The sequence below is a fragment of the Stutzerimonas stutzeri genome (assembly GCF_000935215.1).
Taxonomy (GTDB): Bacteria; Pseudomonadota; Gammaproteobacteria; order Pseudomonadales; family Pseudomonadaceae; genus Stutzerimonas.
On sequence record NZ_JXXD01000307.1, the window covers coordinates 1 to 11,112 of the forward strand.

Genomic DNA, 11,112 nt, shown 5'->3' on the forward strand with positions numbered 1-11,112 from the left:
TCAGGGTCTTGGCCTTGAGCTCGCCGCCGTTCTCGAACTGCACGCGATGCAGGCCGTCGTCACCGGCCGGGATCAGCTGGCTGGCGCGTTGCAGGTTGATGATGTCGACGTCGTACTCACGCACATGCTCTTCCAGCGCGCGGGCCAGTTTCGGGCCTTCGGTTTCCTTCACCGAGATGAAGTTCTCGATGGCCATGGTGTCGAGCACCTGGCCGCCGAAGCGCTCGGCGGCGACACCGGTGCGGATGCCCTTGCGCGCCGCGTAGATGGCCGCTGCGGCGCCTGCCGGGCCACCGCCGACCACCAGCACGTCGAAGGCATCCTTGGCCTTGAGCTTCTCGGCGTCACGGGCGCTGGAGCCGGTGTCGAGCTTGGCAAGAATCTCTTCCTCGCTCATGCGGCCCTGGGTAAACAGTTCGCCGTTGAGGTAGATGCTCGGCACCGACATGATCTGACGGGCTTCGACTTCGTCCTGGAACAGCGCGCCGTCGATGGCGACGTGCTTGATGTTCGGGTTGAGCACCGCCATCAGGTTCAGCGCCTGGACCACGTCCGGGCAGTTCTGGCAGGACAGCGAGAAGTAGGTTTCGAAGCTGTAGTCGCCGTCCAGCGCCTTGATCTGCTCGATCACCTCCGGCGCCGTCTTCGACGGGTGGCCGCCGACCTGCAGCAGGGCCAGCACCAGCGAGGTGAATTCGTGGCCCATGGGGATGCCGGCGAAGCGCAGGCTGATGTTGCCGCCGATGCGGTTGAGCGAGAACGACGGCCTGCGTGCATCGTTGCCATCGGTCTTCAGGGTGATCTTGTCGCTGAGGCCGGCGATGTCCTGCAGCAGGCTCAGCATTTCCCGGGATTTCTCGCCGTCATCGAGGGACGCGACGATCTCGAAGGGCTGGGTGACCTTCTCCAGGCAGGCTTTCAACTGGGTCTTGAGATTGGTGTCCAACATGAGCAGCGGTACCCCGTACGGAATTCAGGAAATAAAACGCCCGGACGGTTCGCGTCCAGGCGTTGGGTTGCCAGAGGGCTTTGAAAAGCCCTCCAGCACGCAGGGCAGATAGGCGAAGCCTTAGATCTTGCCGACCAGGTCCAGCGAAGGAGCCAGGGTCTTCTCGCCTTCTTTCCACTTGGCCGGGCAAACTTCACCCGGGTGAGCGGCGGTGTACTGAGCAGCTTTCAGCTTGCGCAGGGTTTCCGACACGTCACGAGCGATCTCGTTGGAGTGGATTTCGACGGTCTTGATCACGCCTTCCGGGTTGATCAGGAAGGTGCCACGCAGGGCCAGACCTTCTTCTTCGATGTGCACACCGAAAGCGCGGGTCAGCTGGTGAGTCGGGTCACCGATCAGCGGGAACTGCGCCTTGCCAACGGCAGGGGAAGTCTCGTGCCAGACCTTGTGCGAGAAGTGGGTGTCGGTGGTGACGATGTAAACTTCGGTACCGGCCTTCTGGAATTCGGCGTAGCTGTTGGCAGCGTCTTCGATTTCAGTCGGGCAGTTGAAGGTGAAGGCAGCCGGCATGAAGATCAGCACGGACCACTTGCCCTTCAGGGATTCTTCGGTGACTTCGATGAACTTGCCATTGTGGAAGGCATTGACTTTGAAGGGTTGAACTTGAGTGTTGATCAGCGACATCTGCTAACTCCTTTAGGGGGTTCAGAAACTTTGACGGGGCCTACGATAACGCAGCCAGCAGCATACCGTTAATTGATTAAGGGAATGACCGCGATTGCTTTAATCTATCGAAGACACATTTATCAGTTTACAGCAGCATCGCCAGTGACCTGCATCAGCGCCAGCCGTTCAATCCGGCCAGAACGCTCGAATCGCAGCGACACCCTGCGCACCTGCCTGGCGTGCCGGGGACAGGTCGGACGCCTGAAGTCCGCCCAGCAGGTAGGCCGGTCGGTCGAAGCCTAGCAGCAAATCCGCGACCTGCGCCCAGCCCAACGGTGAGGCATCCGGATGGCTGGCGGTCGCCAGCACTGGCGACAACGTGACGAAATCTACTCCCAATGCAGCAGCCAGCGCCAGCTCCTCGGCATCGTGACAGGACGCCGCCAACCAGCGGTTCGCCGCGATCGGTCGTTCCCGCCCCGCATGCTCACGCAGCTGCCTGGCGGTCAGATGCCAGCCAGCCTCGGGATAATCGCATGCCCACTGTAGCGGGCCCTTGAGCATCAGCTGAGCCCGCCCCTCGCACAAGGCCAGCGCCCGCTCTGCCAACGCACGGTAGTCGGCAGGCGGTAGCGACGGCACACGCAGCTGGATCAGCCGTATGCCGTCATCCAGCGCTTGCGCGAGTCCATCGAGCAACCGTTGCGGGGCGAGGCCATCCGGCGTTATCAGATAACGGTGCGGCAGCCGCGCAGCCGCCACGATCGGCTGGTTCGCAGCCGGGAAGCTGTAGTTCGTCAGTTGATCCGCCGTCACCCACATCAGCGGCTGGCCCTCCGCACCGTGGGGTTCACCGGTAAACGCGTGCACCTCCCAGACATCGAGCAGTACCTGCTTGTCCGGATAATCGTGGCGCACCTGGATCAGCGGCTGCGCCGCGGTAACGACGACGCCCAGCTCCTCCAGCAACTCGCGCGCCAGCGCCGCCTCGACGCGCTCACCAGCCTCGACCTTGCCGCCGGGAAACTCCCACAACCCACCCTGATGCTTGTCGAGCGGGCGCTTGGCGATCAGTACGCGCCCGTCGGCACCACGAATGACGGCTGCGGCGACATGGATTCGTTTCACTTTCGCACTTCCTGCAGGGCACTCCGATGCCAGCGCTGAAAAGCCGGCCACTGATGGATCGTCTCGACGTAGCTTGCTGCGGCAGCTGGCAAGGCCACCTGATAACTGCGCAGGCGCGAAGCCACCGGCGCATAGAAGGCGTCGGCAATGCTTGGCTGGCCAAACAGATAATCACCACTCCGGCCAAAGCGCTCGCGGCAACCGCTCCAGATGGCGCAGATTCGCTCGATGTCTGCCTGCACTGCATCGGGAAGCTCGGGCAAGGCCTGGCCGCGCGCCATATCCATCGGCAGATGGCTGCGCAGTGCCTGAAAGCCGCTGTGCATCTCCGCGCAGATACTTCGCGCCAATGCGCGCGCATAGCGCTCACGCGGCCACAGGTTTGCATCAGGGAACTGCTCTGCCAGGTATTCGGCGATTGCCAGCGAATCCCACACCGGGCCGTCCTCGGTCAGAAGCACCGGCACCTTGCCGGTGGGCGAGTAAGCCAGCAGCCGGGCTCGGCTGTCCGGCCGATAGAGTGAGACCGGAACCTGTTCGCACGCAGCGCCGGACAGTTCCACTGCCAGCGCGGCGCGAAGCGACCAGGATGAATAGTTCTTGTCGCCGACTACCAGTTGCAGAGCCATGACCGATGCACCTCGAGTTGCCTTCGGAAGAGTCAGCGGACGTTAAAGCGCGGCAAGCGCAAATGGCAATTCCCGTTGCACATGGGGCCATGCACAACGGGAATAGCTAAGGGCAGGATTCGATCAGGTTCGGTATTCGGCGTTGATCTTCACGTACTCGTGGGACAGGTCGGTGGTCCAGATGGTCTCGCTGCAATCTCCACGTCCGAGTTCGATACGGATGGTGATTTCCTCGCGGGCCATTACCGCCGCGCCCTGCTCTTCCGTGTAGCTGGGCGAGCGCCCGCCCTGGCTGGCGATGCAGACCTCGCCGAGGAACACATCGATCTTGCTCACATCCAGGTCTGGCACGCCGGCGTAGCCGACCGCAGCGAGGATGCGGCCCCAGTTCGGGTCGGAGGCGAACAGCGCGGTCTTGATCAGCGGCGAATGCGCGACGGCATAGGCGACGTCCAGGCACTCCTGATGATTGCCGCCACCGTTGACCTGCACCGTGACGAACTTGGTCGCGCCTTCGCCATCGCGAACGATGGCCTGAGCCACTTCCATGAAGACTTCCAGCACCGCCTGCCTGAGCTTGCCGAACAACTCGCCGGAGGCGGAGGTGATCTCCGGCAGAGCCGCCTGGCCGGTGGCGATCAGCATGCAGCAATCGTTGGTGGAGGTATCACCGTCGATGGTGATGCGGTTGAACGACTTGTTCGCCGCATCGCGCACCAGATTCTGCAATACGCTGCCGGCCACCTTGGCATCGGTGGCGATATAGCCAAGCATGGTCGCCATGTTCGGCCGGATCATGCCGGCACCCTTGCTGATGCCGGTGACGGTCACCGTCACGCCATCGTGCTGGAACTGACGGCTGGCGCCCTTGGGCAGCGTATCGGTGGTCATGATGCCGGTCGCGGCCTCGGCCCAGTGGTCCGGCGACAGATCGTCGAGTGCAGCCTGCAATGCCGACTCGATCTTCTGTACCGGCAGCGGCTCACCGATCACGCCAGTCGAGAAAGGCAGCACGGCCGTCTCGTCGATTCCGGTGATGGCCGCGAGGGCCGCACAGGTGTGACGGGCGTCGGCAAGACCTTGCGGGCCGGTTCCGGCATTGGCGTTACCGGTGTTGGTCAGCAGGTAACGCACCGGGCCGTGCATGCGTTCGCGGGTGACGAGCACGGGGGCAGCGCAGAAGGCGTTGGTGGTGGTCACGCCGGCGACACGGGAGCCCTCGGCACAGCGCATGATCACTACGTCCTTACGCCCTGGTCGCTTGATGCCGGCCGAAGCGATGCCGAGTTCGAAACCGGGTACCGGGTGCAGAGTAGGTAAAGGACCAAGACCGACAGCCATGGATGCGCTCCTTCAGAACAATGGATGGCCAACAGGCCGAGAAAGGGGTTGCGACAAAAACGCCGCGAGCGGCAGAAGCCGGTCGCGGCGCGGAATCATCAGGCGAGGTCGGACTTACTGAACCTGCCCGTGGCAATGCTTGTACTTCTTGCCCGATCCGCACGGGCAAGGCTCGTTGCGACCGATCTTCGGTTCGGTACGCACCGGCGCCGCGGCGACGTCGGCCTGACCTTCGACCTCAGGCTCCTCCTCCGGCTGATCCAGCGCGGACACCTCGGCATGCTGGAACTGCATGCGCTTGGCCAGCTCTTCGGCTTCGCGGCGCAGACGGGCTTCTTCTTCGGCCGGATCTTCTCGACGAACCTGCACATGGGACAGCACGCGGATGCTGTCGCGCTTGATCGATTCGAGCAGGTCCTGGAACAGCGTGAAGGACTCGCGCTTGTATTCCTGCTTCGGGTTCTTCTGCGCGTAGCCGCGCAGGTGGATGCCGTGACGCAGGTGGTCCATGGTCGACAGGTGGTCTTTCCACAGATCATCCAGCACACGCAGCACGATCTGCTTCTCGAAGGAACGCAGTGCCTCGACGCCAGCCAGCTCTTCCTTCTCGTTGTAGGCGGCCAACAGCGCTTCGAGAATGCGCTCGCGCAGGGTTTCCTCGTAGAGTTTTTCGTCCTCGTCGAGCCACTGCTGGACCGGCAGACGCGTACCGAAATCGCTGTAGAGCACCGCCTCCAGGCCCGGGATATCCCACTGTTCAGGCAGCGACTGCGGCGGGATGTGCGCGCTGATCGCCGCATCCAGCGCTTCCTGGCGGAATTCGGCGATGGTCTGGCCGATTTCATCGGCTGCGAGCAGGCTGTTGCGCATGTGGTAGATCACCTTGCGCTGCTCGTTGGCCACGTCGTCGTACTCGAGCAGCTGCTTGCGCATGTCGAAGTTGCGGCCTTCGACCTTGCGCTGCGCCTTTTCAATGGCATTGGTGACCATGCGGTGCTCGATGGCCTCGCCGGACTCCATGCCCAGCGCCTTCATGAAGTTCTTCACCCGATCGGAGGCGAAGATGCGCATCAGGCTGTCTTCCAGCGACAGATAGAAACGGCTCGAACCCGGGTCGCCCTGACGACCGGCACGACCGCGCAACTGGTTGTCGATACGACGGGATTCATGACGCTCGGATGCAATCACGTGCAGGCCGCCCGCTTCGAGGACCTGCTGGTGACGCTTCTGCCAATCCGCCTTGATCTGCGCGACCTGTTCTTCGGTCGGGTTGTCCAGCGCCGCGACTTCCACTTCCCAGTTGCCGCCCAGCAGGATGTCGGTACCACGGCCGGCCATGTTGGTGGCGATGGTCACGGCACCGGGGCGCCCGGCCTGGGCGATGATCTCGGCTTCCTTGTCGTGGTGCTTGGCGTTGAGCACCTTGTGCTCGAAACCTTCGGCCTCCAGCAGGCGCGACACGTATTCGGAGGACTCGATGGTGGCTGTACCGACCAGCACCGGACGGCCCTGCTCCCGGCACTCCTTGATGTCGGAGATGATCGCGGCGAACTTCTCTTCCTGGGTCAGATAGACCAGGTCGTTGAAGTCCTTGCGCGCCAGCGGCCTATTGGTCGGGATGACCACCACCGGCAGGTTGTAGATCTGCTGGAACTCGAACGCTTCGGTGTCGGCGGTACCGGTCATGCCGGCCAGCTTCTTGTACAGGCGGAAGTAGTTCTGGAAGGTGGTCGAAGCCAGGGTCTGGCTCTCCGGCTGAATCTGCAGGCCTTCCTTCGCTTCGATGGCCTGGTGCAGGCCTTCGGAAAGACGACGGCCCGGCATGGTGCGGCCGGTGTGCTCGTCGATCAGCAGCACCTGGTTGTTCTGCACGATGTATTCGACGTTGCGATGGAACAGCTTGTGGGCGCGCAGGCCAGAATACACATGTGTCAGCAAACCGAGGTTATGCGCCGAATAGAGGCTTTCGCCCTCGGCCAGCAGACCGGCTTGGGTCAGCAGCTCCTCGATATACTGGTGACCCTGTTCGTTCAGCTCGACCTGGCGGGTTTTCTCATCGATGGAGAAATGCCCTTCCTGAGTAACGACTCCCTCCTCTTCCTCGATGTGCTGGGTAAGGCGTGGAATGAGCAGGTTGATCTGCTGGTAAAGCTTGGAGCTGTCTTCAGCCTGGCCGGAAATGATCAGCGGTGTGCGCGCTTCGTCGATCAGGATGGAGTCGACTTCGTCGATCACGGCGAAGTTGAGTTCGCGCTGGTTCTTTTCCTGCAGGCTGAACGCCATGTTGTCACGCAGGTAGTCGAAGCCGAACTCGTTGTTGGTGCCATAGGTAATGTCGGCTGCGTAGGCAGCGCGCTTTTCTTCCGGCGGCTGGAACGGGGTGACGATGCCGACCGAGAGGCCAAGGAATTCGTACAGCGGGCGCATCCAGTTGGCATCGCGTCGCGCCAGGTAGTCGTTGACCGTGACTACGTGCACACCTTTGCCGGCCAGCGCATTGAGGTAAACGGCCAGGGTAGCCACCAGGGTCTTGCCTTCACCGGTACGCATCTCGGCGATGCGCCCTTCGTGCAGGGTCATGCCACCGATCAACTGGACATCGAAGTGGCGCATGCCCATGACGCGCTTGCCCGCTTCGCGGCAGACGGCGAATGCTTCGGGGAGGATCTGATCGAGGGTTTCGCCTTTCTCGAGACGGGCCTTGAACTCTTCGGTCTTGCTGCGCAGTTGCTCGTCGGAGAGCGACAGCATCTGCTCTTCGAGGGCATTGACGGACTGCACCGCCTTGAGCATGCGTTTGACCTCACGCTCATTCTTGCTTCCAAAGAGTTTCTTCAATAAAGGCGCAAACATATCGACAAAGACTTCCATGCTGGGGATGGAGGCACGTCCGCGAGGTCACGGCTGCGTGCAAAGGGGCCATTCTACTCGGAAACGGCAGTGAGGAAAGGTGCCTGACTGCGCAGCACCATGACGCAACGGACGCGCTACCGGGTACCTGTATATTCGCAGCTGGCAGGCGATAAACCCTCTAGGCTGGGCATTTGCGCAGCACGCCAACGCCGGAGGCGGCAGGATATTCCCCGAACCGGCTTCTGCTACCATTCACGCTTCTACCAAGCATCTCGGACCATCATGGCCTTTCGCCCGTCGCCGGCTCGTGCTCCTGCCTCATTGTTGCGCGAAGCGAAGCCGCTCAGAGCTTTGTTCGGCGAAGCGCTTCGGCTCGATCGTCTGCAACAGCTGCTGGAGAGCCAGTTGCAGCCCGCAGCACGCGAACACTGCCGCGTGGCATCCTGGCGCGAAGGTTGTCTGCTGCTTATCGTCACCGACGGCCACTGGGCGACACGGCTGCGCTATCAGCAGCGGCGTCTGCAACGTCAACTGGAAGTGCTCGAAGAGTTCGCGGGCCTGACGCGTATCCAGTTCAAGGTACAGCCACCGCCCCCGCCCAGGCACACGCCGGCGCGTACGCAACCGCTTTCGAGCAACGCCGCCGACAGCATTCAGGCGGCAGCTGATGGCATCCGCGACCCTAAGCTTCGCGCTGCACTGGAACGTCTGGCCAGCCGCAGCAAAGTGGACGACTGACATCCTGCGACAAATGCTTGCCACTTCGTTGTTGCCCGGGGTCCGCCGCCACGGGTTAGCATGCCCCCATCGCAACGGAGGACGTTCATGCTGCCCAACCACCTGATCGTCGGTACTCGACCATGCTGATTGGCGCTCTGCTCATCCTGACCTGGCTGGTACTGCTGATCCGCTATCCATTCAGGGCCGTACCCATTTCACTGGGTGCCGTGCTCGGCCTTGCCTTGGTCGCTGGCTGGGTACTCTGGCAGGAGCATCGCGAAGAGCAGTTGCTCGCTCGTATCGAAATTCAGCTGACTCACGACCCTCGTCGCTGCGCCGGCGGGCAGCCGCTGCATGTGCGCCTGCACAATCACACCGACAAGAAGTTGCAGAGCCTGCAGTGGGAAGTCGCCGCCTATGCGCCGGGCTCGCGCACCAACCTGGCGCGACGCGCCTACGATGCACCGGACTACCAGGGGGCAGGTGGCCTGCAGCCCGGCGCAAGCTGGGAATCCTGCCTGCCGCTACCGCTGCTGCGCGCCGGTTACCGCGCCGCCACACTGGAGTTTCGGGCCGAGCGCGTGCAAGGCCGATTCAAGAACTGACGAAACCCCGCTTCCTGCGCAGACTTTCAATCTTCGCCGCAGCCGCTTATGCTGTACAAATAAACAGTATCAATCTGCCAATGACCGAGGTGGTAAATGGCCGTCGAAGTGGTGTACCGCAGCAGCCGGGACCTGGAGCGTTTGTTCATGGATAAAGCCGAAGCCGATCGTCACGACAAGATGCTTGAGCTGGCAGAGGCGCTAGCTGCGGTGCTGCAGCAAGCTTCGCCGTCGCTGAGCGAACAGCAAGCCGAAGACATCGGCATCTACATGGCCAGGCACCGCGAGTTGTTTGCCAAGGCATTCAAGAGCAGCCCCGATGTTCTGACGGAGCTGACTGCGCAGGTATGAAATGAGATGGCAGGTATGCCCGCGACATTTTTGCGGCAGTCAAGCCGTTGCGCCCGGGAAACTTGTCATCGCCTTGCCTGGTCCATTGCTGGCAACCCTCACACAGGTATCCAGGCATGACGAGTCCATTTCAGAAGATCAGTGATGTTTTTCGTCCGCGCTACAACGTCAACTTCAGCATCGAGAAGCCCGATGGCAGCATTCTGCTGACATTGACGGGCTCGAAAGGCGTTGCAGTGAAGCGCTACATCAGTGCCGACCAATGGCGCGATCAACAGCAATTGCAGCGACTCATCACCAGCCTGCAAGTCAGTCTGGCCATCGAGCGCGGCGAGCAGTTACCACAACGGATGTCCCACGGAGGCTTGCAACCCGCACCAGTGTAATGTCATCAACCTGACTGCCTGCAGGTTGCGCCGCTCCGCCCCGAAACTTACCCAATAAAAACAAGAATTCATCTTCGTCTGACAGCCGCCAGGCTTGCAGCGAATCGTCGCGCCTGAACTTTGCTGTTTCAGGCGCGACGATGAATGATCCCTTGGATAACTGCTTGTTCTCAGAGCCAGGCCAGCGCTTTGGCCTTCGCCACCGCCTGGGTACGGCGAGCGACGCCCAGCTTCGTGTTGATCCTGCGCGCATGGGTCTTCACGGTATGTAGGGATATGAACAGCTGTTCGGCAATTTCCTGGTTCGAGCACCCCTGGGCGATCAGCCGCAACACCGTCAGTTCGCGGTTGCTGAGCACCGTTTCATCCGCTGCCGGGAGCGTCACTTCCGGCTCACGCTCGTAGCTCAGCAGCCGCTGCCGAAGCGATTCGCCCTTCGCTGCGGGTAGCACTCGCGCCAGCCATTGCGGCTGCCGATACTGTAGTTCGTACAAGGGCTTGACCAGATGCTGACGCGCGGCCTCGCTGAGCGCCAGACGCAGCTCCAGCTCCGCCTCGGCGACCTGGCCATCGGCCTGTAACGCTTCCGCCAGACTGAAACGACACTCGCATGCCAGCCCCAGACGCTGGGCAAGCAGGTTCTGCTCGATCTGCTCACGCAAGGCTGTGATCGCTCGTGCTGGCTGTCCCTCGAGCACATCGATGACCGCCAGATAGCGCCGCACCCGAGGCAACAGCTCGTAGAATCCGGACGGCGACAGGTAACCCCGTCCTTCATACAGTTCCAGTACCTGATACAGCGCACCACGCGCCTTGCGCAGCTCGCCCTGATGCAGCCAGGCCACACCGTTTATCAGCGGCAGGATGCCGCGGAATCTCGCCTCAGGTACATGTCGCCACTGAGACAGGCGCTCGGCGTCCCGCAGCCAGTGATAGGCGCAGGCAAACTCGTGACTGCGCGCGGCAAGCTCGGCAAGCCCGACATAACCGAAGAAACAGTAGGAATCACCGCAGGTTTCGGTCTCCGCCTTACCGAGCTGATATGCCTCCTGCGCCGGCTCGTCGAGCCCCTGGTAAGCCAGCAGATGCCCCTGCAGCAGTTGCAGCCTGCCGATGAGAGGGCTGCGCCGGACGGAGTCACGCAACGCCTGGAGTGTCTCGTTGAGCACGCCGACCGCACGCTCGAACTCACCGGTGAGTTCAAGCAACTGGATTCGATCGACGCTGAGCATCACTTCGTAGAGCACGCTACCTTTCAGCCGTGCGAGCTTCATGCCTTCGCTGTTGTATTGCTGGGCAAGGTCGAGCTCACCTTCGGCCATCGCTTGCTGCGTAAGCACCTGATAACAAAGCACGCGCTGCGCCCAGGCGTGATCGGACAGTACCTCTAGCGCCTGCAAGCAGTTCTGGCGTGCCTCGGGCTCACCGCGCAGGCGGGCCAGAAACCCCCGAAGGGCCTGCCACTGAGCCAATAACTGGGCTTG

Annotated in this window: 11 protein-coding genes; 4 read left to right on the forward strand and 7 right to left on the reverse strand. The window is 62.0% G+C overall.

Features of this window, described 5'->3' with window-relative positions; genetic code table 11:
- The 6 genes from LO50_RS22195 to secA form a co-directional block, all read right to left on the reverse strand.
- A partial coding sequence (locus tag LO50_RS22195) for a thioredoxin family protein (protein WP_044316394.1) occupies positions 1-949 on the reverse strand: 949 nt, incomplete at its 3' end.
- Between the two features lie 120 nt (positions 950-1,069).
- Positions 1,070-1,633, reverse strand: a complete 564-nt coding sequence (ahpC, locus tag LO50_RS22200) for an alkyl hydroperoxide reductase subunit C (protein ID WP_003284760.1) — start codon at positions 1,631-1,633, stop codon at positions 1,070-1,072.
- Between the two features lie 168 nt (positions 1,634-1,801).
- Positions 1,802-2,743 (reverse strand): Nudix family hydrolase, encoded by a 942-nt coding sequence (locus LO50_RS22205; RefSeq protein ID WP_044316395.1) that lies wholly within the window; start codon positions 2,741-2,743, stop codon positions 1,802-1,804.
- Complete coding sequence (locus tag LO50_RS22210) at positions 2,740-3,372, reverse strand: glutathione S-transferase family protein (protein ID WP_023444089.1); 633 nt, start codon at positions 3,370-3,372, stop codon at positions 2,740-2,742. Before LO50_RS22210 ends, LO50_RS22205 begins: the two co-directional genes overlap by 4 nt.
- Before the next feature lie 123 nt (positions 3,373-3,495).
- A complete protein-coding gene (gene argJ / locus LO50_RS22215) occupies positions 3,496-4,713 on the reverse strand; it encodes a bifunctional glutamate N-acetyltransferase/amino-acid acetyltransferase ArgJ (protein ID WP_044316396.1) in 1,218 nt (405 codons plus the stop codon).
- Positions 4,714-4,827: 114 nt separating this feature from the next.
- Entirely contained in the window at positions 4,828-7,566 is a 2,739-nt protein-coding gene (gene secA, locus LO50_RS22220; RefSeq protein ID WP_023444087.1) for a preprotein translocase subunit SecA, read from the reverse strand.
- A 282-nt stretch (positions 7,567-7,848) separates the two neighbouring features.
- Between secA and LO50_RS22225 the strand changes: the two genes are divergently transcribed.
- From LO50_RS22225 to LO50_RS22240, 4 genes are all read left to right on the forward strand, one after another.
- Positions 7,849-8,304, forward strand: a complete 456-nt coding sequence (locus LO50_RS22225) for a DciA family protein (RefSeq protein ID WP_023444086.1) — start codon at positions 7,849-7,851, stop codon at positions 8,302-8,304.
- Between the two features lie 122 nt (positions 8,305-8,426).
- Positions 8,427-8,891, forward strand: coding sequence for a hypothetical protein (locus tag LO50_RS22230; RefSeq protein WP_014819356.1), 465 nt, complete (start codon positions 8,427-8,429; stop codon positions 8,889-8,891).
- 96 nt (positions 8,892-8,987) lie between these two features.
- Entirely contained in the window at positions 8,988-9,242 is a 255-nt protein-coding gene (locus tag LO50_RS22235) for a YebG family protein (RefSeq protein WP_042922307.1), read from the forward strand.
- A 116-nt stretch (positions 9,243-9,358) separates the two neighbouring features.
- Entirely contained in the window at positions 9,359-9,628 is a 270-nt protein-coding gene (locus tag LO50_RS22240; protein WP_044316397.1) for a DUF3509 domain-containing protein, read from the forward strand.
- Between the two features lie 170 nt (positions 9,629-9,798).
- Here LO50_RS22240 and LO50_RS22245 read toward each other — a convergent pair.
- Positions 9,799-11,112, reverse strand: a 1,314-nt coding sequence (locus LO50_RS22245; protein WP_044316398.1) for a LuxR C-terminal-related transcriptional regulator, incomplete at its 5' end; no start/stop codon positions are given.